We start from the raw sequence: 23,190 nt of genomic DNA, 5'->3' as shown, positions 1-23,190 counted from the left end.
TGATGAAAGAGCCCTCTGTCGCCGAGCTGGCGAAGTACGAGAACCGAAGCATCACCGCGTACTTCGCCGTTACGGCGAAACAGGTCCGCAGCAAGAAGGACGGCGCCCCTTACTTTTCCCTCACCCTCGCCGACCGTACCGGTCAGGCGGAAGGGGTGATGTGGGAGACCTCGGGGGCCGGCGAATTCTCCACTGGCGACATTGTCAAGGTCCACTGCCAGGTTGGCCGCTACCGCGACAAGATCCAGCTCACACTTGAGCGTATCCGTGTCGCTGAGCCCGGCAGCTATCAGCTCTCCGATTTCGTCCCCAGCACGGTGTACAACATCGACGACCTGTGGGCCAGGCTCAATGGCTACGTCGCCAGCTTCACCGATCCGTATCTCCACGCCCTGCTCGGCTCGTTTCTCGATGATCCGGAGTTCTCTGCGGCCTTTCGCGAGGCTCCAGCGGCCAAGGGCATGCACCATGCCTGGATCGGCGGCCTGCTCGAGCACGTGGTCTCGCTGCTCGGCATCGCCGATCTCGCCGCCGGCCACTATCCCGTCCATCGCGACTTACTGCTGACCGGCGCGATCCTGCACGATATCGGCAAACTCTACGAGCTGCGTTGGGGCGCGACGTTCGATTACACCCTCGAAGGTCAGCTCCTCGGCCACATCACCATGGGCGTCAACCTGATCGACAAGCGTATCGACGCCATCCCCGGCTTTCCGCCGGCACTTCGCGTCCTGGTCGAGCACATCGTCCTCAGCCATCACGGCAAGTACGAGTTCGGCTCACCCAAGCTCCCCATGATTCCCGAGGCGATCCTGCTGCATTACCTCGACGACATGGATGCCAAGATGCAGACCATCCAGTCGGAGTTCGAGCGCACCGTCGCCGCTGGACGGACTCCGGGCGAAATGACGGACTACGTCCGCGCCATGGAGCGGCCGCTGCTCGATACAAAGGCGTTTCTGGCGAAGAGCGGCGTGCCGTCGCTCGCCTTGGAGCCTGCAGCCGTTCCGGTGCCGCCATCCGCTGGGAATGAGTCGGTTGTCGTGGCCGAAGTTGCGGAGAGCGTTGCCGTCACGCCTGTTCCGGAAAGTGAAGACGATGAGCCCGAAGAGCACAAAGCCGCTGCTGAGGTTTCTGAGTCTGTGATCGAACCGCAGTTCGGCTTGTTCGGTTCCTGAAAAATACACAGTGGCTGGGTGCCCCGCACCCTATACCCTGAGTCGTAAGAGAAAAAACATCATGAATACTATCGCCGGATACCTGCTCAAGACCGAGCCTTCTGTCTACTCCTTCGCCGATCTTCAGCGCGACGTCGAAACTATCTGGGATGGCGTCACCAATCCTGCCGCCGTGAAGTACCTGCGCGAGATGAAGAAGGGCGCGAAGTGCATCATTTATCACACCGGGGATGAGCGCACCGCGATGGGAGCGGCGACTGTCCTTTCCGTCGATCCCACCGATCCGAAGGTGCCGATCGTTCGCATCAAAGTCGGCAAGCCGGTCAAGACGCCGCATAACCTTGCCGAGATCAAGGCGAACCCGATCTTTACGCAGTCGCCGCTGGTTACGCAGGGACGGCTCTCGGTCGTGCCTTTGAATGAGGCGCAGTGGGACTGGCTCACGCTCTCGTAAGAATCCGTCATCCCGACCGCAGCAAACGAAGTGAGCGGAGGGACCTGCGGTTGATCCATCAGTGCGAGCGGTCAGCTTCGCGCTTCTACTACAATGAAAAGTCAGGTGTCTTGAGCCGCTGGCGCTACGCGCCGCGGCCAGTCCCTTTTAGGCAGAACGGACGGTACAGGGAAGAATGCTGCGTTTTTCAACCGCCGGGGAATCCCACGGCGAGAGCCTCATTGCATTGGTTTCGGGCATGCCTGCGGGCGTTCCCATTGACGGTGCGCGCGTTAACCGCGAGCTCTGGCGCCGCCAGCAGGGCTACGGCCGTGGTGGCCGTATGCGTATCGAGCAGGACACCGCGCAGTTCCTCTCCGGCGTGCGCCATGGCAAGACCATCGGCTCGCCCATCGCCATCGAGATTGAGAATCGCGACTGGAAGAACTGGACCGAGATTCTGCCTGTCGAGACCGGCGATCCCGCGAAGCACAAGGCCGTAGCCTCGCCGCGCCCCGGCCATGCCGACCTGGCCGGCGCTCTCAAGTGGGATTTTCCCGACGCTCGTTACGTCCTCGAGCGCGCCTCGGCGCGTGAGACCACCTCGCGTGTCGCTGCCGGAGCCGTTGCCAAGGCGCTGCTGCTTGAACTCGGCATCGATGTTGCCAGCCACATCGTTCGCGTCGGCGGCGCCGAGCTTTCGCGTCCCGCAACCTGGGCTGAGATCAGCGCGCTCCGCGAGAAGAACGAAGTCCTGCTCAATTGCGTCGATGAAGAATCCGAAGCCCGCATGAAGGCCGAGGTCGATATCGCGCTGCGCACCGGCGATTCCGTCGGCGGTATCTTCGAAGTCGTCATCCACGGCGCGCCCGCGGGCGTGGGCACCTGCGCCAACTGGGACGAACGCCTCGACGGACTGCTCGCGCAAGCCGTCATGTCGCTCCAGGCCGTCAAGGCCGTCGAGATCGGCCGCGGCGTGACCGCTGCTGCTTCCATGGGCTCGACCGTGCATGACTCCATCGGATACGCGGACGCTCCGCAGGAAGGTGCGCACACGCGCTTCACCCGCGATCACAACAACGCAGGCGGCATCGAAGGCGGCATCTCGAACGGCGAGGACATCGTCGTGCGCGGCTACCTCAAGCCCATCTCCACGCTGCGCCGTCCGCTTGGTTCGGTGAAGTTCGATACCCGTGAGCTGACCAAGGCGGCCTATGAACGCAGCGACGTCTGTGCGGTTCCGGCTGCCGGTGTTGCGGCTGAGGCCATGGTCGCCCTAGCCTTTGGCAAACTCGTTCTCGAGAAGTTCGGTGGCGATTCGCTGCGCGAGCTCAAGCGTAACTATGACGGTTACGTAGATCAGATCCGGGCGTACTAGGAGACATTGCGATGATCAGACCAATCGTGAAGTATCCTGACCCCATTCTTGAGCAGCCCACCGAGCCTGTTACCGAGTTCAACGACGAGCTGCGTCAGCTCGTCGACGACATGTTCGAGTCGATGTACGACGCCAAGGGCATCGGCCTCGCCGCGCCGCAGATCGGCGTTGCCAAGCGTCTTACGGTGATCGATCTGAGCTTCAAGGAAGATCCGGAAGACAAGATCGTTCTCATCAACCCTGAGATCATTCATCGCGAAGGCAAGCAGTACGAGGAAGAAGGCTGCCTCAGCCTGCCGGATATCCGCGAAAAGGTTTCGCGCGCCGCAAAGGTGACGGTGAAGGCACAGGATGTGAACGGCGAATGGTTTGAAATCGACGGCGAAGAATTGCTGGCCCGCGCCTTCCAGCATGAAATCGACCATCTTGACGGCGTGCTCTTCTTCCGCCGTGTCAGTGCCCTTAAGCGCGATCTCATCCTGCGCCGCATCCGTAAGCTGCAAAAGGCAGGGGACTGGTAGAGACCAGTCCCGCCGGACTATTTTCTTAACCTGTAAAGCTTTCGAGGCGAACGATGAAATTCGTATTCTGCGGCACCCCATCCTTCGCCGTTCCTACGTTTGAGGCTGTGCTGCGCGCCGGGCACGAGCCGCTGCTTGTCGTTACCCAGCCCGACCGCCCGGTGGGCCGGAAGCAGGAGCTTGTTGCTCCGCCGGTCAAACAGGCTGCGCTTGCGCATGGCCTGCCCGTTGTGCAGCCCGAGAAGATCAAGACCAACGCAGAGTTTCGCGCCCAGCTCGAAGCACTCAAGCCGGATGTGATCCTGGTCGTCGCCTACGGGCGCATCATCCCCGTGTGGATGCTCGACCTGCCTCCACACGGCAACATCAATTTGCACGGATCGCTGCTCCCGAAATATCGCGGAGCCGCGCCCATCCAGTGGGCCGTCGCCAACGGCGAGCCCATCACCGGCAACACCACCATGCGCATCGACGAAGGTCTCGATACGGGCAACATGCTTCTGCAGCGTGAGCTGACGATTGCTCCGGACATGACTTCGGAAGACCTTTTTCCGCGCCTCGCTGCGATGGGTGCAGATTTGATGGTCGAAACGCTCGCCGGTCTTGAGGCAGGTATACTGCTGCCGCGCAAGCAGGATCACGCCCTGGCTACGCATGCGCCGATCCTCACACGCGAAGACGGCCGTATGAATTTCTCGCAGCCTGCAATGGTGCTCTACAACCGCTGGCGCGGCTTCCAGCCCTGGCCCGGTGCCTGGACGACGCTCGACGGCAAGAAGCTCATCGTTCATCGCTTGATGCCGCATGAAGCCGGCGCCCTCGCCGGTAGCCATGCAGCGCCCGGCGAGCTTCGTGTCGAACAGGGCAGGCTCTTCGCCGCCTGCGGAGAGCAGACATGGCTTGAGCTTGTGGACGTCCAGCTCGAAGGCAAGCGCCGTGTCGCTGCGTCGGAGTTCCTCCGAGGCCACTCGCTTGAAGGCGTGAAGCTTGGTCATTTCCCAGGTGAACCATGATCGCCCCGGCACGCTCCATTGCCTTTGAGATTCTTCTGTATGTAACCGATACGGATACAAATGCGCATAGCGATGAGCTGCTGCGCGATCCGCAGGTCAACGCGCTCTCCGCGCAGGATCGCGCCCTTGCCACCACGCTGGTGATGGGCACCCTGCGCTGGCAGCTCCAGCTGGATGCGCATATTCGTCCATTGCTTGCGCGTCCGGATACGAAGCTCTCGCCGGCTGCGGAAACGGCGCTCCGTCTTGGAGCCTTTCAGCTTTTGCATCTCGATCGCATTCCGCCGCACGCTGCCATTGGCGAGAGCGTGGAGTTGACCAGGCGCGCCGGCGAACACTTCGCCACCGGGCTGGTCAACGCAGTTCTGCGCAAGCTTGCGAAAGCGCCGAAGCCGACTGCGGTTCCCTCGTCGCTCGCCGGAGAGTTCGCGCACCCCGCGTGGCTTGCGGAACGATGGGCCCGCAATTACGGCGAGCCTGCGGCTCGCGCCATCTGTGCCTTTGACCAGCAGCCTGCGCCGGTCACTATCCGTCTCGCTCATCCCGAAGCTGAGGCATCGCTTGCTGCAGCAGGCATCGAGCTTGCTCCTGGTGATTTCCTCTCTGCCGCTCGCCGCGTCCTCAGCGGCGATGTTGCCCGTACGAAGGCCTTTCGTGACGGCTGGATTCGCATCCAGGACGAAGGCTCACAGCTGGTCGCTGAGCTTGCCGGGCAGGGAAGCCGCATCCTCGATGCCTGCGCTGCTCCCGGTGGCAAGACGGCTATCCTTGTCGAGCGCAATCCTGAGGCGCATTTGACCGCGGCCGACATCAACCGCCGTCGCCTCGACTCCATGCGCCGTAACCTCTCCGCATGCGGGGACCGCGTGCGCTTCGCCGTGCAGGATGCAGCCGCAATGACACTCGAACCCGAGTACGATCTCATCCTCTGCGATGTCCCGTGCAGCGGCACCGGCACCATCGCCCGCAATCCTGAGATTCGTTTTCGCCTCGCCGCAGGCGATCTCGCCCGCCATAGTCAACGCCAGCGCCGTATTCTTGCAGCCGCGCTGACGGGGCTCGCCCCGGGCGGACGCCTCGTCTACTCTACGTGCTCACTCGAGCCAGAGGAGAACGAGCAGGTTGTGGATGCGGTTCTCGCTGCGCATCCCAGCTATGAGCGCATTCCCATTTCTGCTGAACTCGCCGCTCTCGCTGTCAGCGGCCGTATTCATGCGGAAGGCGCAGCTGCGCTTGCAGCACACGCGCTACGCGATGGTTGCCTCCGCACGATTCCGGGTATTCTCAACTGCGACGGCTTCTTCGCTGCCATTCTGACCCGATCGTAGCGGCAAGGAGATACTGCACATGGCAAAGAAACGGATGGAGCAGGATCTCGAAGCCCTCGATGCCGTGGCTCTGTTGCCGGTTAAGGATCGTATCGAGCCCCTGCGAGCGGCGCTGCGCCATCGTAATAACTTTGTCGTAGCCCGCGCTGCAAAGCTCGTCGAGCTGGCCCCGGCCCCTGCGCTCATTCCCGATCTGCTCATCGCTTATGATCGCTTTTTTGCCGATCCCGTGAAGACCGATCCGCAATGCTGGGCCAAGAATGCACTCGTGCATGCGCTGGCTGCGCTCGATTACCAAGAGGCCGATCCGTATCTGCGCGGCCTCGCGCATCGCCAGTTTGAGCCTGTATGGGGTGGCCAGTCCGACACCGCATCTACGCTGCGTTCCTATGCTCTTTTCGCATTGATCCCGTGCCGTGAGCTCTCCGAGTCCGTGCTCCTTCGTCATTTCGTCGCTGCTTTCGCAGATCCCGTCCCCGCGGTGCGCGCCGCGGCTGCGCGTGCCACTGCGCAACTCGGGTCGGATACCGCCGCATTGCTTTTGCGCCTTCGTGCGGAGGTGGGTCGCGACGAAGCCGAGGTGCTTGGCGCCTGTTACAGCGGCGTGCTTGGGATCGAAGGTCACTCTGCCATCGGGTGGGTTGCGAAGTTTCTTGTAAAGGAAGACGAGCCGGCCGCCGAAGCAGCCCTGGCTCTCGCCGCCACACGCGCACCGGAAGCCGTTCCCCTCTTGCGTGCGGCCTTTGCCCGCGTTGGAGATCCGTGGTTCGCTTCCATTCTGCTCTCCGCGCTTGCGCTCACGCGGCAACCGGAGGCCGCACGGTTTCTCTTCGATCTGGTTGAGTCTGAATCGTATTACGCGGAGCAGGCAGTTGAGGCGATCCTTCGTTCGTCGCCCGCTTCTGAAACGGTTGAGCAGATTGCAGCGCTCGTGCAGGGAAATGCACGTTTGCAGCGCGCCTTTGATCGCGAGCGTAGCTGACAGCTTTGCTTTTCAGCGGCGCGCGCATAGGTCTACCATCGCCTCATGTCCGGAATAGTGCCGTCCGCTATCGACTCGCTTCGTCTGAAAGATTCCACGCTCCTTCGCACGCAGGCCTGGATCGACGGTCAGTGGAGCGATGCTGACAGTGGTCAGCGCTTCGATGTGTACGATCCGGCTACCGGGAGTGTTCTCGCGTCTGTGCCGTGGATGGGGGCTGCCGAGACGCGTCGGGCTATCGAGGCCGCCAATGCCGCATGGCCTGCATGGCGCAGGCAGACCGCGAAGGCTCGCGCTGCCATCCTGCGCCGCTTCTCCGACCTCATCCTCGAGAGCGCCGATGACCTCGCGCGCATCATGACTGCAGAGCAGGGCAAACCTCTTGCTGAGTCGAAGGGCGAGATCCAGTACGCGGCATCCTGCCTGGAGTGGTTTGGCGAGGAGGCAAAGCGTATCTATGGAGATACAATCCCCGGTCCTACTGGAGACCGCCGCATCGTGGTCATCAAAGAACCTGTGGGAGTCTGTGCTGCGATTACGCCGTGGAACTTTCCTGCTGCGATGATCACGCGCAAGATTGCGCCAGCGCTTGCCGCGGGCTGCACTATCGTGGTGAAGCCCGCAGAAGCCACACCGCTTACAGCGCTTGCGCTTGCCGAGCTCAGCCATCGTGCCGGTGTTCCTGCAGGGGTGCTCAGTGTCATCACCGGTGAGCCGAAGAGCATTGGTGCCGAGATGACGTCGAATCCGATTGTTCGCAAGTTAAGTTTTACCGGTTCTACTGCCGTGGGGAAGCAGCTCATGGCTCAGTGTGCTTCAACCGTGAAGAAGCTTTCGCTTGAACTCGGCGGCAACGCGCCTTTCATCGTCTTCGAGGATGCGGATCTCGATCAGGCGGTGGAAGGAGCGATCGCATCGAAGTATCGCAACAGCGGCCAGACCTGCGTGTGCGCCAATCGTTTCTATGTGCACGAGGCGGTCTACGATGCGTTTGCTGCGAAGCTCGAAGATGCCGTGGCCACTCTGTGCGTCGGGCCCGGTACTGAGCCTGGTGTGACGCAGGGACCGCTGATCAACGAAGCTGCCGTGCGCAAGGTGGAGGCGCACATCGAAGATGCCGTGAGCAAAGGCGCGCATATCGTTATCGGAGGTAAACGCCACGCACTGGGCGGAACGTTCTTTGCGCCTACGATCCTTACCGGCATGCATGCGGAGATGCGCATGGCGCGTGAAGAGACCTTCGGTCCTGTGGCGCCACTCTTTCGCTTTTCAAGCGATGAAGAGGTGATCGAGCTTGCGAATAAAACAGAATTCGGCCTCGCAGCCTATTTCTACAGCCGCGATATCGGCCGGGTTTGGCGCATTGCCGAGGCGCTCGAATATGGAATGGTCGGCATCAATACCGGACTCATCTCGAATGAGGTTGCGCCTTTCGGAGGAGTGAAGGAGTCCGGGATCGGACGCGAGGGATCGCGCTATGGTATCGACGAGTATGTTGTCGTGAAGTATCTCTGCATGGGCGGTATTTAGGTTCTCTCTGCGGAGATACATTCCATGCGGATATAGCCCGCTATCTGCATCATTGCGATATTTTTGCCGGATATAGTCATCTCTTTGTGTCGAAACCCTGCTATCATGCAGGCATCTATTTTGCGAAAGGGAGGCATCATGATGAATATCGATCTGCCTGGCGTCGTTACTGGATTCCGGCCCATGGTCCTTCCCGAAGTCTCGCGCCGCTAGTTTCCATCCTCCAATCCACTTGGTGGCTCTGAGCGCAGCTTCAGCCTTCGCCGGTTCCTTCTTTCCTCTTTGATCGCCAACGGATTCGTTTTCCGTGGCCACTGGTCTCTTCAACGGGTGTTTTTATGAGTCAACGTTCCAGCGAGAACGCGATACGGGAAGTGCTTACTTTTCTGCTGCGCCACTGGTGGCGAGAGAAATGGTTTGTCGCCTGGGTAGCCGGCTGCATGCTTTCGGCTACGGCGGCTGATCTGCTCATGCCTGTCTATTCCGGCCACCTGGTGGATGCGCTCGCCGCTCATCCTGTCTCTCGTGCGATGGCACTGATGGCTGCGATACGCGCCATCGCTATGATGGCCTTCCTCGGCGTGTCTCTCGCGCTGTTGCGTTATGCGGGGATGGCCGGGATCATCCGTCTCACGCTGCGCCTCATGTCACGCTTCGCGGGCCAGGCTTTCTGGCGGGTGCAGCGTTTCTCCACCGATTGGCACGCGAATAACTTCGCGGGCGCTATCGTGCGCCGCATCACGCGCGGCATGTGGGCGGTCGACATGATGGACGACATCCTGCTGCTCGATTTGCTCCCCGCGCTTGTGGTGCTTGTCGGTTCTTCGCTTCTGCTCGGCTGGCACTGGCCCATCATGGGTGCGCTTGTCGGTGCTGGCGCGGTGGCATATATCACCATCTCCATCCTGCTTTCGCTCTACTACGTGTCTCCGGCGTCGCGCCTCTCGAATGCGCAGGACACGCGCATTGGTGCGGCGATGGCCGACTCGATTACCTGCAATACGGTGGTCAAGTCGTTCGGTGCCGAGCGCCGCGAAGATGTGCGGCTGGGCCGCGTTCTCGATAAATGGCATCGCCGCACTGCGCGTTCCTGGACCTTCGCTACGCGCAACGGAGCCGCGCAGCAGCTTCTTCTGCAGGTACTGCGTGCCGTGGTCCTGGCCTGTGCTGTCTGGCTCTGGTGGAAGGGACGTGCTACTGCGGGCGATCTGACCTTTGTGCTGACCAGCTACTTCATCGTGCATGGCTATCTGAGAGACATCGGGCAGCACGTGCGTAATCTCCAACGCTCGGCCAATGACATGGAAGAGATGGTGCAGTTCTACGCTCGTCCGCTGGGTATTGAGGATCGTCCGGGTGCCGTGCCGATTCGCGTTCGCGAAGGTGAGATTGTCTACGATCACGTGACCTTCCGTTATGCGGGGCAGACGGATGCGCTGTTCGAGGATTTTTCTCTGCGCATTCGCTCCGGAGAGCGCATCGGTTTGGTGGGACATTCCGGCTCAGGCAAGACGACGTTCGTAAAATTGCTGCATCGTCTCTATGACGCGGACAGCGGCAGCATTCTTGTTGACGGGCAAGATATTTCTCACGGAGTGCAGGAATCGCTGCGCGCACAGATTGCACTGGTGCCGCAGGAGCCGATTCTCTTCCATCGCACGCTGGCTGAGAACATCGCGTACGGTCGTCCGAATGCGCCGATGCACGAGATCGAAGCCGCGGCGCGGCTGGCCAACGCGCACGACTTCATCGTGCGACAGCCTAAGGGCTACCAGACGCTGGTAGGAGAGCGCGGCGTCAAGCTCTCCGGTGGGGAACGCCAGCGCGTAGCTCTGGCGCGGGCATTTCTCGCCAATACACCGGTGCTGGTTCTCGATGAAGCGACCTCGAGCCTGGATTCCGAATCCGAGGCGCTGATTCAGGAAGCGATGGAGCGGCTGATGGCCGGTCGTACCTCGATCGTGATTGCGCATCGTCTTTCCACGGTGCGCATGCTGGACCGCATTCTCGTTTTCGAACGCGGCCGCATCATCGAGGAGGGAACGCACGAGGAATTGGTGCGGCGCATCGGTGGCACCTATCAGCGGCTCTTTGAGCGTCAGGCTCTTGGGCTGGTGGTGGATGGCATCGATGAGGAAGAGACTGGCTTTAACGATGAGGCTCTCGCGTATGAATGACGCGAGAGCCTCAGTTCCAGAAACCAGGAGGAGACGGAGGCAGGGGTTCTGGCTGCATCAGCTCCGAGGCGAAGGGCTTTGGCCTGTGGAACATGTAACCCTGAAAATGATGAATGCCCAGTTCGAGCAGTGCGGCCAGATCGTCCTGTGTCTCCACGCCTTCGGCCACGAGCTGAAGGCCCATACTTCTGGCGATGGCCGCTGAAGCCACAGCCAATGCGCGGTCTACAGGATCAGAGCCGAGATCCCGGACCACCTGCCGATCCAGCTTGATGCCGTCGAAGCGTACTTTCTTGAGCACATCGAAGGAGTTGTAGCCCATGCCAAAGTCATCGAGCATGACCAGCACGCCCTGCGCGCGTAGTCGATCCACAAAGCCGATCTCTTCCCTGGTCCAGCTGATGCGTTCGGTCTCGGTGATCTCGATACGCAGTTTCGAGCAAATGCCGGGATGCGCGTCGAGCAGTTCCAGCAGCCAGAAGGCGAACTCGGAATCTGCGAGGGTACCCGAACTGAGATTGATAGACAGATAGCTGCCGATCTCTGCGGCGAGGGAAGAGTCGCTCAGTGACTGTGTCAGCAGCTGTGCTGCACGCTGTGCGACCCAGCGGTCGATGTGCTTGAGCAATCCCATGCGTTCGGCTGCGGGAATGAAGGCATCTGGAAAGATGTGATGATGCTCTCCGTCGCGCAGGCGCAGAAGGCATTCGACGCCGAGCAGTGTCCCGTCAGCGGTATTGATCTGCTGATGGAACAGCTCGAATTGCTCTTCATGGATGGCTGTGCGGATCTTATGCGCCCAGTTCAGGTCCTGCTGGATCAGGGAAAGCTTGGGGTCGCGGCTGGAATAGAAACGGAAGCGGTTTCTTCCCTGATCCTTGGCCAGGTAGCATGCGGAATCGGCCTCGGTCAGCAGGCGATCGAGGGAGCCTGGGCCGCCTGTAATCTGGGTGACGCCGATGCTGGCCGTCATCTGGTGCCGATGCTGTTGATAGGGAAAGGTGTAGCCGGCAATTGCCTCAAGAAGGCGCTCGGCACTGCGATGCGCTGCTTCGTAGTTCGCATTGCGCAGAATCAGCACAAATTCGTCGCCGCCAAAGCGCGCGAAGAAGTCGGTTGTGCGGATTACGCTTCGAACCAGCTGTGCGAGATGCTTGACCAGGAGGTCGCCGGCGGCGTGTCCGCTCGTGTCATTTACAACCTTGAAGTGGTCAAGATCCATGAAGAAGAGAAAGTGCTGCCGGTTCTCCGATTCCGGCTCTTCCAGCAGGGACTGAATCATCTGTTCTGCGGCTGAGCGATTGGGCAGGCCGGTCAGAAAGTCATGCGTGGCCTGGAAATGCAGCTTTTCAGTAAAGGAAACAGACTCGGATGCGTCCTGGAAAACAAAAACCGCGCCGATAATTTCGCCTCTTGCATTGCGCAGGGGAGAAATCGAATCTGTAATCGGCCGCAGATCCCCGGAGGTGGTTCTCACCCGCGTAAACGCCGGAATGCGGCTCAGCTGGCCAGACTGCAGGGTGTGCTCCAGGGGGTCGCCATGGAGAGGATTGCCGGATGCGTCGCAGAGCGCAATGGCAAAGGAAAAAGGGCGGTCGAGAATCTTTTCTATCGGCGCATCGATCATCCGGGCCGCGGCCTCATTGCAGTAGGTGATGGTGCCGTTCAGGTCGGTGCGAATGACGCCGTCGGCAATCGAGGCCAGTGTGACCTGCGCGAGTTCTTTGGCTTCAAATAATTCTGCTTCGTATTGCCGCTGCGCCGTAATATCGCGGCACTGGGCAAGGTAATGCATCGGCTCGCCCTGGCCGTCTCGTATCAGCGTCAGGGCGACTTCCATCCAGACATAGCTTCCGTCGCGCTTCCGGTATCGTTTCTGGTGTACGCAGCGATCCAGCTCGCCGCGCCACAGCAGGCTGCGGTACTTTGCAGAGATCGGCCGGTCTTCCGCGTGCGTGAGATCAACCGTGGTCTGCTCAAGCAGGTCCTGTTCACGGTATCCCAGTGCGGTGCAGAAAGAGGGATTCACCAGCAGAATGCGTGTCTGCGCATCGGTCAGCACCAGGCCGTCCGGCGAATTCCAGGTAAGCGTGCGAAAGCGTTCTTCTGCGGTCTGTTGGGACTTGCGTTCCTGCTCGATGGCATCGACGTCGAAGATGACGCCGGAGACGCTTTGTACCAGCCCGTCACGAAGCACCGGCCGTCCGGCGGCCATGACTTCGATGACCTGTCCATCGGCGCGGCGCAGTTTCAGATGGAGCGCGTAATCCTTGCCTGAGCCCGTGGCCTCTGCCAGCGCGGCTTCGAGCAGGGGACGGGATTCCTCGGTGAAGTACTGGACTGCGGTCTCAACGGTGGGCGTGTATGCACCGGGTGTAAGCCCGTAGATCCGATACGTGCCGTTTGACCACCAGAGCTCACCGGTGATCCAGTTCAGGGTCCATGTTCCCGCGTGTGTGCGTTCTTCAAGAAGATTGAGGGCAGATTGCATCGATGGCGGGTTTCTCAGGTCCGGAATTCTCATTTCGCGGATGGACGATCATGAGCATGCAGGCGAACCAGGCGACACATAGACTCATGGTGAGCGTGCATTCAGAGTAGAGCGTTCGTATTCCCCCTCTCTATAGCACTTCCGGGGGAGACTTTGCTATTCGCTGGAAGTGGCTCCACGCGCGGCTCCGGGCAGCGGCAGGCCGCTGTCGAGGCCGCGTTCTTTTAGCTCGCGCAGAACCTGCTCGAGCGAGTGAAACTGGATCGCCTGCAGCCCCATCTGCGCCGCGGCTTCAATGTTCTCCGGCTTGTCGTCGACAAACAGTGTCGTTTCCGGTGCTACGCCCAGCCGCTCGCAGGTATGCGTGTAGATCGCCGGGTCCGGCTTGCCGATGCCGATTTCGCACGACCAGGTGTGATGCTGGAAATGCGCCAGCCAGCCGAACTCCTGCCGCATATAGCGCAGCATATCCTCGCCCATGTTCGAGAGGATGGCCGTCGGGTAACCGGCATCCTGGAGGGCGACCACCCAGGCCAGCATCTGTTCGTTCAGAGAAGCCCACATGAGGATGTCGGTTTCGATCAGGTTCTCGATCTGTTCCGGCGTGAAGGCTGTTCCCGCGTCCGCGGCCACCTTGTTCCAGTAAGACGGGCCGTTCAGCTCGCCCAGATCGTAGGCGTGGCGGAACTTCCAGTACGAAGGGAAAAGCTGTTCTTCGGTCAGCCCGCTCAGCGCGATCATTTTGGCCTTGGCTGCTGCATCTTCGGGATTGCTGAGAACACGTCCATAGTCGAAGATGACGGCGTGAATGGGCATGGGGGATACGCTCCTTAAGCGGGTAGGGGCCTGTGGCACGAGAATCGATTATGCAGCGGGGGCTTGCGTCCGCATCTGCATAGCTATGTCTTTATTATGCCCAAGCCGGACGCGGATTTCGTGAAAGGATAATCCGGATGAGCGTTGTTCCGAGCTTCTCCTCCCGCACCGGGTGGAACACCGAAGAGACCGATCTTGCTCGCGCCCTGCGCGAGCGCCGCATGGCGGGGCTGCCGCTCTTTGACCTTACCGCTTCAAACCCTACGCACTGTGGCTTTGAATATGATGCGGAAGCAATACTCGCGCCACTGCGGGAATCACGGGCGCTCGATTACGATCCCGATCCGCGTGGCATGCAGACTGCGCGTGAGGCGGTTGTCCGTTATTACGCCGAGCAGGGAAGTCCTCTTCCTGCCGAGCATGTTCTACTCACCACCAGCACCAGCGAAGCCTACAGCTACCTCTTTCGGCTGCTTGCCGACCCGGGCGATGAGATTCTCATCGCCCAGCCCAGCTACCCGCTTTTCGATTTTCTCGTGCAGCTCGAAGATGTGCGCCTTGTCCCGTATGCGCTCTTCTACGATCATGGCTGGCATCTCGATCCCGAATCATTGCGCCGCCGCATCGGGCCGCGCACCCGCGCCATCGCGCTGGTGCATCCGAACAATCCCACCGGCCATTTCACCAAGGCTTCCGAGCGGGAAGCCCTTGAGCAGCTTTGCGCCGAGCATGGTCTGGCGCTCATCGTCGACGAAGTCTTTCTTGATTACAGCATTGAAAGTTTTCCGGCGGTGAGCTTTGCTGCCGGCGAGCATCCGGTGCTTACCTTCGTGCTCAGCGGGCTCAGCAAGGTGGCCGGGCTGCCGCAGATGAAGGCGTCCTGGATTGCAGCCTTCGGCCCGCAGCCTGTCCTCGATGCGGCACTGAAGCGGCTTGAAGTTATTGCCGACACCTTCCTTGCGATGAACGCGCCTGTCCAGTGCGCGCTGCCCGCGTGGCTTGAGAACCGGGTCGCGATCCAGCAGCAGATCCGTCTTCGCCTACGCGAAAATCTCAATCTGCTCGATGCTGCACTGGCCCGGCAGGTTATGGTTTCCCGGCTTGAGCTCGAAGCCGGCTGGTATGCTGTTCTCCGCATTCCCGCGCTGGTTCCGGATGAGGACTTCGCTCTGCGTATGGTCCTCGAACACGGCGTCAGCGTGCATCCGGGCTCATCCTTCGGTTTTGCCGGCAGCGGATGGCTGGTAGTCAGCCTGCTTGCGCCTCCGCACGAGTTCGCATCCGGTATGGAGAGCCTTCTTGGGGTCTTTCGGGGAAACTGACTCTGCGAGAAAGCCGTTTTCTCGCAGGAAGGGTAGCGCTTCTCAGTAGAATGACCTTGAATGCTTCGCCGCTCCCGTCTTCGTACTGTTGCCTCGCTCGCCCTCTGCACGTTGCTGGCTCCTTTGCTCCATGCGGTGAGCGTGCATGGCACGGTGAAGGACCCGGCCGGCCGGCCACTCGAAGGCATCGTGGTGGCTTTGCTGCAGGGGGGGACAGTCATCACCAGCGCCCGTACCGGCGGAGACGGAACCTTCGAGCTCACTTCCTCGGCCCATGGTCAGTTCACTGTGCTCGCAGGAGGCATCTCTTTCCGGCAGGTGCTGGCCAGAACTTTCTATGGCGGTACCTTCGATTCGGTGAATCAGGACATCATCCTCGAGCCGGAATGGGTGCGCGAGTCTATCGTGACCACTCCCGCCGGAATTCCCCAGTCGCAAGGGCAGGTCAGCAATGCGGTCACTACCATTGAAAAATCGGCCTTCACCAACCGTTTTGACCTGATCGACCCACTGCGCCAGGTGCCGGGCTTCCAGGTTATCCAGAACGGTCAGCGCGGCGGCGAAACCTCGATCTACGTTCGTGGCGGCAATGCCGATGCGAACAAGGTCCTGCTCGATGGTGCTCCGATCGAAGATATCGGCGGCCATTTCGACCTCTCGGCCATCCCTTCGACCGGCATCGCTTCGGTCGAGGCTTATCGCGGCCCTGACAGCGTGCTGTGGGGCTCGGATGCAGCCTCTGGAGTCGTGGCTTTTACTACTCCGCGCGGTACCACGACCTTTCCCTCGCTTCTTTACGAAGGGGATGGCGGTGGCTTCGGCACCTATCGGAATGAGGTCCAGCTCGGCGGCGCGTTCACCCGTCTGGACTACTACGGAGCCTATGCCAACCTCCAGACGGGGAACTCATTGCCGATGGATCAGCACCACAACATCACCGAAGTGGTGAACCTCGGCTATCAGTACTCGGGCAGCACCGCGATTCGCCTCATCGCGCGCAGTGGCAACGTGGCTACCGGTCAGCCTGGCACCTACTCCTTCTTCGGTATGTCGAACGATGGCAAGCAGGCCGATCAGGATATTTTCATGACCGGCACCATCGACCACACCTTCAGCGATACCTCGCAGGGCACGGTCCGCTATGGCATGGCGCGTGCGCGCGAGCAGTCGCAGCAGTGGTATCCGGCGGGCGATTACATTGAGGGCAATTATTACGGCAAGCAGGTGACCATCGGCGGCGAGAACGGTTACACCGCCAGCGGACGCGCGCTGATGAATTACGGCGGCGTCGGCGCGCATACCACCAACCTTGACTCGAATCGCGACAACCTCGATGCGCAGTTAAACTTCGGCCTCGGTTCTCATCTCAACGGCGTGGCTGGCTTCCGCTATGAAGATGAGCGCGGCATGGAGAACAAGCTGTCCTACGGCATCAGCCAGACGCTCGAGCGCGCCAACTACGACTACCGGCTGATGCTCAATGGCGATCTCGCTCACCAGCGCATCCGGTACTCGTTCGGCGGAGGCGTGCAGAAGAATCAGCTCTACGGCACGCAGGGCTCACCCAGCGCAGGCGCGGTCTGGTATCCATTCCTGCCCGGCGCGGGCATGGTCCAGGGCACGCGTCTCAGTTTCCAGTACAGTCAGGGCGTCAAGGAGCCGAGCCTCGACGACCAGTTCGGTTCGCTCCAGCAATTCCTGCTTGAAAACGGCGGCTGGTCCACAGTGCAGAAGTACGGCATCTCCGCGATCGGTGCGGAGCAATCGCGCAGCTACGAGGGCGGCGTCGAGCAGTATCTCTTCAACGAGCACATCCTGCTGCGCGCAACCTACTTCCATAACCAGTTCGGCCGCCAGATCGAATACGTCGGAGCCAACCTGGTGCCGTCCCTGCTGCCCCAGCTCTCCGCCGCGCAGCAGCAGAGCCTCGAAGGCTATCTCGAAAGCGAATCCGCCCAGGCGCTTACTGTCAACTCTGGTGCCTATCGCGCGCAGGGTGTGGAGACAGAGGCCGACTATGGCATCGGCAAGAATATCTTCATGCGCGGCGGTTACACCTATCTCGATGCCAGGGTGCAGCGGTCATTCACCTCAGATGCTGTCGGCCCCAGCGTGAATCCGAATATCCCCGGCGTGCTGATCGGCAACGATGCGCCGCTGGTCGGTGCCCGGCCCTTCCGTCGCCCCCCGCATACCGGTTTTGCCAGCGTGAGCTATACCCGCGGAAAAGTCACCATGTTCGCCACGGGAGTTTTCGCCAGCGCCAGCGACGATTCGACCTATCTCGGTGGCAAGGACCTCTTTGGCACCAATACGTTGCTGCTGCCCAACCGGAACCTCGACCCCGGCTATTCCAAACTCGACGTCAGCGCGACATACAAGATGTCGCAGCGGATGGACTTCTACATGCAATCGGATAATCTGCTGAGCCAGCAGTACATCGCTCCCATCGGCTACCTGTCGCTGCCGGCGAGCTATCGCGTTGGTGTGCGCATCGCTTTGGGGCATCCGAAGACGAATCCATAACAGGGTCTTCCGGGAAAAGATCTGTGGTGGTTACAAATTGCAGGCATTTGCACCTGTTTTTGTGCCGAATGCTTTCGAACCCCATTGCTACAATCAATCCAACGCATAAAAATAGCTAATCCATGAGTCAAGAGAGGGAATTCATAGGCCTTTGATCCTCCGGCCTGTGTTATTTTCGTAGTCTCTCGACGTGTACGCCTTTGCATATAGGCGGCCCTGTGTCATGGGTGCACGAACAAATAAAAGATTTTTTTTACTTTTTTGAGGCTGACAATATGAGCTCTTCACGGTGCATGCGGATCGTCTGCTTTGCTCTGCTGCTGTGTGGTCTTGGATGGCTGGCGCCTGCCGGCCTGGCGCAACAGACCCTGGGAACCATTAACGGAACGGTAACGGACTCCTCCGGTGCCGCCGTCGGTGACGCTACCGTCACCGTCACCGGCGATACCACCGGGCTGACCCGCGCGGTCAAGACCCAGAAAACCGGCTACTTCGAGGTTCTCAACCTCCCCATCGGACCCTATACGGTCATCGTCGAGCATGATGGTTTCAATACCACGAGGCTCCCGGCGATCGGTGTTCAGGAATCCATGGCCAAGACGGTGAATGTCACCCTGCAGGTCGGCCACGTCTCCGAGTCGGTGACGGTCAATGCCAATCCGATGCTGAACGCGACGGATACCACCAACGGCTACTCGCTCGACGCGCAGCAGATCAGCATGACGCCGCTGGCCACCGGCAGCTTTACGCAGCTTGCCACTCTGGCGCCGGGTGTCAACGCCGAACTGCTCAGCGGTCTCGACAGCAACGCCGGTCTCGGCAACCAGCCGATCTGGGCGAACGGTCAGCGCGATACCTCGAATACCTTCCAGGTCAACGGCGTTGACGTGACCAACCTCTTCAACGGCAAGAGCTCCAGCGGCATGACGTCGCAGCGTTACAACTTCAACATCGGCGGCGGCAGCACCTCGTCTTCGTCCTCGGCGGGTGCGGGCGCCATCGGCGGCGCCTCGCAGGTTGGTACTTCGGTCTACGGATCCACCGGCAACAGCCTGCCCTCGCCTCCGCAGGAGTTCCTGCAGGAGCTTCGCGTCAACACCTCGATGTACGACGCCCAGCAGGGCGCAACCAGCGGCGCGCAGATCGACGTCAACACTGCGACCGGCGGCAACACCTGGCACGGGCAGATCTACGGCACCTTCGCGAACAGCGCGCTTAACGCTTCGCCCTACTTCTTCAATCAGGACTACGTGCTTGGCACCCAGGGTGTCGGTTCCTTCCCGCATTCGCTGCGCGTTCCGGATATGCACCGCTGGACCACGGGCGGTGTCATCGGCGGTCCGATCATCAAGGACAAGCTCTTTGTATTCCTCGCCTACCAGCGTCTCTACAGTTCTGACCAGTCGACCGGCCTTTCGCAGATGAACGTTCCTACCGGCCTTACGGACGATCGTTCGGATGCGGGTCTCGCAGCCGTCGCTACCACCTGGGCCGGTAAGACCTTTTCTTCGAGCAGCGTCGGTCCCATCGCTTCGGCGCTTTTCAATGCCAAGCTGGCTGACGGTTCGTACATGATCCCCTCGGCGCAGACGACAGGTGCTTACCAGTACGGTGTGCCGAACGTTACCCTCATCGGCACCTCTGTCATGCAGGGGGATCATGCGAATGCCTCGGTGGACTACAACATCGACAACACCGACCATCTGACTGCGAAGTACTACTACCAGAGCGATCCGGTTAATAAGCCTTACGGCTTTTCGCAGACCGGCGGTTTCCCGCTGACGCAGGAGAACGGTTCGCAGGTCGTGGACATTGAGAACAGTAAGATCTTCGGGTCAAAGCTGAGCTGGACGCAGCGGCTGGGCTTTGCCCGCATGGGTTCCTACAGCTACTACACGCAGCAGGTTTCGAGCCCGTCCGGCGATCCTACCTTTGGCATCGGTACCGGACTTGCCGGTTATGCCGCCAATAAACTGCCCGGCCTGCTCATGTCGGAGTTCGCCTATGACAGCTCTGCTTCGCCCGGCTTGAAGGTCGGCCCCTACAGCTCCTTTGCCAACACCGGTTTCTACCAGAACCGCATCAACCCCTCGACCAATGCCTTCCTGACCATCGGCGCGCACACCATCGCTCTCGGCGGCGGCTATAACTATACGCAGCTGAATATCGAGAACAACCGCACCGGTCTGGCCCAGATCAAGACCAAGAATCTCGAGACTCTCCTCGAAGATGAGGTGCAGAGCTCGAACGTGCTCGAGACCATCGATCCAACGACCGGGAAGAACAATGCCGATCGCTACTACCGGACCAACGAGATTTCGGCCTATGCGCAGGACAAATGGCAGGCGCGCGCCAATCTCAGCATCACCTTCGGCGTGCGCTATGACTACCACGGCGGTATGACCGAGAAGTACGGCAACATGTTCAACTTCGACCCGAGCGTCTACAACGTGACGGGCGACACCACAGACGGCTTCACGGTGACCAACGCCGGCTTCGTCGTGGCTGGCAATAACAAGTACCACCCGACCGCAGGCGTGAGCGATTCGACCCTGACCGGCCGCCAGTGGGGCATCTCGCCTCGCCTCGGCTTTGCCTGGTCGCCGGAACAGAACCATGGCACGGTTGTCTTCAGCGGCGGCGCGGGCATGTACTTCGATCGCGGTGAGCTCTTCAGCTACCTCTCGCAGCCTGCGGGCAGCGGCAACGGCGGCCCCTTCGGCGTAACCGAGTCGGCCCCGCTGGCCAGCTACGTCACGGGCAACGGCAAGACACTGGCCAACCCGCTGGGCACGGCGATCACCGGCTCGACCTATGTTCCGCCGAGCGCTGACCCCAGCACCATCACCACCTCGCTCCAGAACACGCTGAATGGCATGACCGGTACCAACTCGGAGTTCGGGCGGTATTGCGGTGCGATCGACAATCAGGAAGAATACACGCAGTGCCAGGACACGCTGAACTTCGGCGCGTATGACAAGAAGAATGTCCTGCCTTACACCATCAACTTCACGTTGAAGATGCAGTGGCAGCCGCGCAGCGATCTGTCCTTTTCGCTCGGCTACACCGGCAACCGTGGCCGTCATGCCGTAGTGCCCATTCCGTTCAACGAGCCGGGCATCGCAACCTCCACCAACCCCATTCACGGCGAGACGGCCACCTACGGCTTCCAGGTTCTGAATCAAAACTCCTTCACCGGTTATGACTACAATGCGATTGCCGGCGAGCCCTGGAATACCGAAGACGGTGGTAACACCGACTTCCGTACACCGTACGTCGGTTACAGCCCCAACGCGGCCTACTTCGAGACGGTCGGCAACTCGGCCTATGACGCCCTCGAAGCTCACCTCGAGAAGCGCCTTTCGCATCATTTCCAGGCCGGCGCCAGCTATACCTTCAGCCATACCCATGACGAGCAGAGCGATATCGGCCTGTTCTTTACCGGCGATAATCCGAACAACCTGCGCGATTCCTATTCGCTCTCTGACTTCGATCGCACCCATGTTTTCAGCGCGAACTTCCAGGTGCAGGGCCCGAACGTCGCCCGTCCGCACTCGCTGCTGGCCGACGTGGTCAACGACTGGTATCTGACCGGCATCGGCATCCTGCAGAGCGGCGAGCCGTATTCGCTCTACGAGTTCTACGGTGCGGTGGGCAGCGTCTACTTCGGCGACTACCCGACGCTGCTTAACCCGGTGCTTCCCATCAAGGACCCGGCGCATCCCAAGAATGCGCTGACCGGCAACAACGGCCGCACGCGCGGCGCGGGCGGCAGCTATATCCCGGCTATCGATCCCTCGCAGATCGATATCCACTACCTTTCTCCGGGTGAGAAGGGTGTGCCAATCTCGACTGGCGACGATCCGCAGGATATCTACGAAACCGACTTTGCTCCCGGCCAGCGCAACCTCTTCCGGCAGGAGTTCCAGAAGCGCCTGGATCTCTCGCTGCGCAAGACCGTCAAGGTCAACAACCGCTTCAGCCTGGAATATCACTTCAACGTCTTCAATATCACCAACACGGTGAGCCCGGACGTGCCGCAGAACCAGACGGAAATCCGTCAGTCCTCGGCCTGCTCGGCTTCGGCCATCTCGGCTGGAAACAACTGCTCGGCCAGCGAGTACTACGTCAATTATGGCCAGATCGTTACCAGCAATTCTGCTACCGATCAGCAGTCGGCGAAGACCAACCTGGATCAGATTCCGTATCACAACGGGACTGGTAAGGGCATCAGCATTCCCACCATCCTGCCCACCGGCGTGCAGTCCTGCACTTCGGCCACGGTTACCGGCGGCTGCCCCAATAATGGTGCCAATTTCGGTTCGGTTACCGGCACCATCGGTGGACCGCGCATGGTCACCATGGGTCTGCACATGATCTTCTAATTCAACTCTTTAACCCACACAAAGGCCGGCGCAAGCCGGCCTTTGCGCTTTCCGCTCCCCAAATTGGAACCGGGCCTCCGCGCCGGACGTACTCACAACAGGGCTTTGGGGTATAACCACGATGTGGCCACCCTCCAGGCGCGCTTTCGCGTCTAAGGAAGCAGGCATATCGCGGATGCGCGATGGCCCGGTAAGAAGGAGAAGGTATGACACCGCAGGAAGCACAGATGTTGCACGATCTGGTTGGCAAGGTGCAGAGCACGCAGCTTACGGAAAAGGATCATGACGCCGAAGCTCTGCTCAAGGACGGTCTTGCCCGCGATCCCGATGCGCTCTACAAGCTGGCCCAGACCGTGCTGATCCAGAACATGGCGATCGAGCAGCTTCAGGAGCAGGCGCAGCAGATGCAGGAGCAGATCGAGCAGCTGCAGGCCGAAGAGGATGAGCTGCGCCAGCAGGTGGCCCGGCCGCAGCCGGCCAAGGCGACCAGCTTCCTGGGCAGCCTGCTCGGACGCCGCGACCCTGCGCCGCCTCCGCAGCAGTATGCGCCGCCGCAATACCAGAGCGTTCCGCCACAATACGCGGCTGCGCCGCCCAGCGGCTATGCTCCGGCGCCAGGGTATGGACCGGGTTATGTGCAGGGACCTGGCTATGCACCCGCGCCCAGCGCCGGTGGCAGCTTCCTGCGTTCCGCGGCGACCACGGCTGCTGGCGTAGCAGCGGGCGCCCTGGCTTTCGAGGGCATCGAGTCGCTCATGCATGGCGGCGAGCGCGGCTTCGGCGGTGGTTATGGTGGAGGCTACGGCGCTCCGCCGGTCGAAGAAACCATCATCAACAACAACTACGGCGACGACAGCGGACGCTATGCCGAGCATCGCGAACAGGAAGCCGGGTATGACGATCGCGCCAGCGGTCCGGATGAGCAGCCGCAAGGGCCCTATGACAACGCCGGTGCGCAGGATGTCAGCTACGACGATTCGAACTTCGGCACCGACGACGATAATTTCAGCAATGACGATAATTTCGGCAACGATGACAACTTCGCATAGGCGAACGGCGAGGCCATAAAAAGTAAAAACGGGGGCGAAATGCCCCCGTTTTGCTTTTGCT

At 60.6% G+C, this 23,190-nt stretch carries 15 protein-coding genes; 13 read left to right on the top strand and 2 right to left on the bottom strand.

Annotated features, from left to right (window positions below; all coding sequences use genetic code 11):
* Positions 1-2: 2 nt before the first annotated feature.
* The 9 genes from ESZ00_RS01675 to ESZ00_RS01635 all read left to right on the top strand — a co-directional run bounded on the left by ESZ00_RS01675 (position 3) and on the right by ESZ00_RS01635 (position 10,540).
* Positions 3-1,178 (top strand): 3'-5' exoribonuclease YhaM family protein, encoded by a 1,176-nt coding sequence (locus tag ESZ00_RS01675; RefSeq protein WP_129206432.1) that lies wholly within the window; start codon positions 3-5, stop codon positions 1,176-1,178.
* 61 nt (positions 1,179-1,239) lie between these two features.
* Positions 1,240-1,632 (top strand): EVE domain-containing protein, encoded by a 393-nt coding sequence (locus tag ESZ00_RS01670; RefSeq protein WP_129206431.1) that lies wholly within the window; start codon positions 1,240-1,242, stop codon positions 1,630-1,632.
* Positions 1,633-1,807: 175 nt separating this feature from the next.
* Positions 1,808-2,989, top strand: coding sequence for a chorismate synthase (gene aroC / locus ESZ00_RS01665; protein WP_129206430.1), 1,182 nt, complete (start codon positions 1,808-1,810; stop codon positions 2,987-2,989).
* Between the two features lie 11 nt (positions 2,990-3,000).
* Positions 3,001-3,510 carry a peptide deformylase gene (gene def, locus ESZ00_RS01660; protein ID WP_129206429.1) on the top strand — a complete coding sequence of 170 codons (510 nt, stop codon included), beginning with the start codon at positions 3,001-3,003 and terminating at the stop codon, positions 3,508-3,510.
* A gap of 53 nt (positions 3,511-3,563) precedes the next feature.
* The gene (gene fmt / locus ESZ00_RS01655) at positions 3,564-4,523 is read left to right on the top strand and encodes a methionyl-tRNA formyltransferase (protein WP_129206428.1); all 960 of its coding nucleotides are present in this window, start codon (positions 3,564-3,566) and stop codon (positions 4,521-4,523) included.
* Positions 4,520-5,851 carry a transcription antitermination factor NusB gene (locus ESZ00_RS01650; RefSeq protein WP_129206427.1) on the top strand — a complete coding sequence of 444 codons (1,332 nt, stop codon included), beginning with the start codon at positions 4,520-4,522 and terminating at the stop codon, positions 5,849-5,851. The genes fmt and ESZ00_RS01650 overlap by 4 nt, the downstream gene beginning before the upstream one ends.
* A gap of 19 nt (positions 5,852-5,870) precedes the next feature.
* Positions 5,871-6,833: a hypothetical protein gene (locus ESZ00_RS01645; protein ID WP_129206426.1), complete on the top strand. Its 963-nt coding sequence runs from the start codon at positions 5,871-5,873 to the stop codon at positions 6,831-6,833.
* 45 nt (positions 6,834-6,878) lie between these two features.
* Complete coding sequence (locus tag ESZ00_RS01640; RefSeq protein WP_129206425.1) at positions 6,879-8,363, top strand: NAD-dependent succinate-semialdehyde dehydrogenase; 1,485 nt, start codon at positions 6,879-6,881, stop codon at positions 8,361-8,363.
* A 338-nt stretch (positions 8,364-8,701) separates the two neighbouring features.
* Positions 8,702-10,540 carry an ABC transporter ATP-binding protein gene (locus ESZ00_RS01635; protein WP_129206424.1) on the top strand — a complete coding sequence of 613 codons (1,839 nt, stop codon included), beginning with the start codon at positions 8,702-8,704 and terminating at the stop codon, positions 10,538-10,540.
* Positions 10,541-10,550: 10 nt separating this feature from the next.
* On the opposite strand, the gene ESZ00_RS01630 is transcribed toward ESZ00_RS01635, so the two are convergent.
* Both ESZ00_RS01630 and ESZ00_RS01625 read right to left on the bottom strand, forming a co-directional pair.
* A complete protein-coding gene (locus ESZ00_RS01630; RefSeq protein WP_164981284.1) occupies positions 10,551-13,031 on the bottom strand; it encodes a PAS domain-containing protein in 2,481 nt (826 codons plus the stop codon).
* A 156-nt stretch (positions 13,032-13,187) separates the two neighbouring features.
* Positions 13,188-13,847, bottom strand: a complete 660-nt coding sequence (locus ESZ00_RS01625; RefSeq protein ID WP_129206422.1) for an HAD family hydrolase — start codon at positions 13,845-13,847, stop codon at positions 13,188-13,190.
* 137 nt (positions 13,848-13,984) lie between these two features.
* Here ESZ00_RS01625 and ESZ00_RS01620 point away from each other — a divergent pair, with 137 nt between their 5' ends.
* The 4 genes from ESZ00_RS01620 (at position 13,985) to ESZ00_RS01605 (ending at position 23,129) form a co-directional block, all read left to right on the top strand.
* Positions 13,985-15,169, top strand: a complete 1,185-nt coding sequence (locus tag ESZ00_RS01620) for a pyridoxal phosphate-dependent aminotransferase (RefSeq protein ID WP_129206421.1) — start codon at positions 13,985-13,987, stop codon at positions 15,167-15,169.
* 60 nt (positions 15,170-15,229) lie between these two features.
* Complete coding sequence (locus ESZ00_RS01615; protein WP_129206420.1) at positions 15,230-17,695, top strand: TonB-dependent receptor; 2,466 nt, start codon at positions 15,230-15,232, stop codon at positions 17,693-17,695.
* A gap of 293 nt (positions 17,696-17,988) precedes the next feature.
* Positions 17,989-22,080 carry a TonB-dependent receptor gene (locus ESZ00_RS01610; protein WP_164981283.1) on the top strand — a complete coding sequence of 1,364 codons (4,092 nt, stop codon included), beginning with the start codon at positions 17,989-17,991 and terminating at the stop codon, positions 22,078-22,080.
* A gap of 206 nt (positions 22,081-22,286) precedes the next feature.
* The gene (locus ESZ00_RS01605) at positions 22,287-23,129 is read left to right on the top strand and encodes a DUF2076 domain-containing protein (RefSeq protein ID WP_129206418.1); all 843 of its coding nucleotides are present in this window, start codon (positions 22,287-22,289) and stop codon (positions 23,127-23,129) included.
* Positions 23,130-23,190 lie beyond the last annotated feature (61 nt).

The sequence above is a fragment of the Silvibacterium dinghuense genome (assembly GCF_004123295.1).
In the GTDB taxonomy this organism is placed as follows: domain Bacteria; phylum Acidobacteriota; class Terriglobia; order Terriglobales; family Acidobacteriaceae; genus Silvibacterium; species Silvibacterium dinghuense.
The sequence above is the reverse complement of the archived record's forward strand: the minus strand, read 5'-3'. Positions and strand labels throughout refer to the sequence as shown.

Bases quoted from the DNA above. Each gene is read 5' to 3' on its own strand.
- ESZ00_RS01640 (WP_129206425.1), top strand. From the start codon at position 6,879: ATGTCCGGAATAGTGCCGTCCGCTATCGACTCGCTTCGTCTGAAAGAT.
- ESZ00_RS01615 (WP_129206420.1), top strand. From the start codon at position 15,230: ATGCTTCGCCGCTCCCGTCTTCGTACTGTTGCCTCGCTCGCCCTCTGC.
- ESZ00_RS01630 (WP_164981284.1), bottom strand. From the start codon at position 13,031: ATGCAATCTGCCCTCAATCTTCTTGAAGAACGCACACACGCGGGAACA.
- aroC (WP_129206430.1), top strand. From the start codon at position 1,808: ATGCTGCGTTTTTCAACCGCCGGGGAATCCCACGGCGAGAGCCTCATT.
- ESZ00_RS01675 (WP_129206432.1), top strand. From the start codon at position 3: ATGAAAGAGCCCTCTGTCGCCGAGCTGGCGAAGTACGAGAACCGAAGC.
- def (WP_129206429.1), top strand. From the start codon at position 3,001: ATGATCAGACCAATCGTGAAGTATCCTGACCCCATTCTTGAGCAGCCC.
- fmt (WP_129206428.1), top strand. From the start codon at position 3,564: ATGAAATTCGTATTCTGCGGCACCCCATCCTTCGCCGTTCCTACGTTT.
- ESZ00_RS01620 (WP_129206421.1), top strand. From the start codon at position 13,985: ATGAGCGTTGTTCCGAGCTTCTCCTCCCGCACCGGGTGGAACACCGAA.
- ESZ00_RS01610 (WP_164981283.1), top strand. From the start codon at position 17,989: ATGCGGATCGTCTGCTTTGCTCTGCTGCTGTGTGGTCTTGGATGGCTG.
- ESZ00_RS01670 (WP_129206431.1), top strand. From the start codon at position 1,240: ATGAATACTATCGCCGGATACCTGCTCAAGACCGAGCCTTCTGTCTAC.
- ESZ00_RS01650 (WP_129206427.1), top strand. From the start codon at position 4,520: ATGATCGCCCCGGCACGCTCCATTGCCTTTGAGATTCTTCTGTATGTA.
- ESZ00_RS01635 (WP_129206424.1), top strand. From the start codon at position 8,702: ATGAGTCAACGTTCCAGCGAGAACGCGATACGGGAAGTGCTTACTTTT.
- ESZ00_RS01625 (WP_129206422.1), bottom strand. From the start codon at position 13,847: ATGCCCATTCACGCCGTCATCTTCGACTATGGACGTGTTCTCAGCAAT.
- ESZ00_RS01605 (WP_129206418.1), top strand. From the start codon at position 22,287: ATGACACCGCAGGAAGCACAGATGTTGCACGATCTGGTTGGCAAGGTG.
- ESZ00_RS01645 (WP_129206426.1), top strand. From the start codon at position 5,871: ATGGCAAAGAAACGGATGGAGCAGGATCTCGAAGCCCTCGATGCCGTG.